Raw genomic sequence first — 895 nt, forward strand, 5'->3', positions numbered from 1 at the left:
ACTACCCGCCAACTGGCCCTGGCAAGCCGCCTACCAGGCCCTCTTCACCACCACCCACCGAACACCCTGACCCCACACCCCGACAACCAGACCACAGTGGACACGCCGGATGCGACGACCGGTGATCCACCACACCCACCCACCAAACACATGATCAACAAACACCATCAAGACCATCCAACAAACACGCCGGTGGATCCAAGATGAGTGTCCCGAGCGTGGCGCTCGGGACGTTCCCGTAGCCGCCGGGACGGCACACAACACGCCACTTTTGCCTTTCCTCTCAAATAGAACCTGCCTTGCCGCTCACGAGGCGCGAAAGGGGTCACAGAAGTTCGGAGGACATGACGGCGTCCAGGCTCCGCAGCCGGTCCAGCAGCGGCTCGACCTCGTCCGCCGCGATCAGGACGGCGCAGGTCATCGTGCTTTCGCGGACCCCGTCGCGCACGTCGACCGACAGGTCGTGGACCAGGCAACCGAGCGCGTCGACCAGGCCGGGGATCCGGTCGACGCCGCCGACGAAGTAGGTGGCGATCCGGCGGCGGACCAGCATGGACGAGCGAGGGGCGGGAACCGGGAAAGTGGTGAGCGACATCGTGGTCTCCAAAGGCGGGAAGCGAACAGGCCATGGAGGGCCAGGTCCCGGGAGATACCCCGTGCCGAGGGGTCGCCGGACTGCGCGCCGGCGACCTGGTTCAGCCGGCGCGCTTGAGTACGAGTCGAGTCCAGCGGCGCACGGCGACAGGCTAGTACTGCAACGGCATTTGGTGCGCGTGTGGTAGATCATCCGTGTGGTGGTTGATGTGGCGATGGGTGAGCTGGGCCGGGTTCATGAGCGGATTTCGGGTCGTTTCACGCGTTCGGAGCCGCGGGCTCGGGCTCGGGAGTATGTGTC

General features: G+C 65.6%; 1 protein-coding gene. It reads right to left on the reverse strand.

The window, feature by feature from the left end:
• Positions 1-325 precede the first annotated feature (325 nt).
• Entirely contained in the window at positions 326-595 is a 270-nt protein-coding gene (locus ACFOSH_RS42425) for a hypothetical protein (protein ID WP_378247204.1), read from the reverse strand.
• Between the last annotated feature and the right edge of the window lie 300 nt (positions 596-895).

Source organism: Amycolatopsis speibonae, from assembly GCF_042647925.1.
GTDB classification, from domain to species: domain Bacteria; phylum Actinomycetota; class Actinomycetes; order Mycobacteriales; family Pseudonocardiaceae; genus Amycolatopsis; species Amycolatopsis speibonae.

Bases quoted from the DNA above. Each gene is read 5' to 3' on its own strand.
- ACFOSH_RS42425 (WP_378247204.1), bottom strand. From the start codon at position 595: ATGTCGCTCACCACTTTCCCGGTTCCCGCCCCTCGCTCGTCCATGCTG.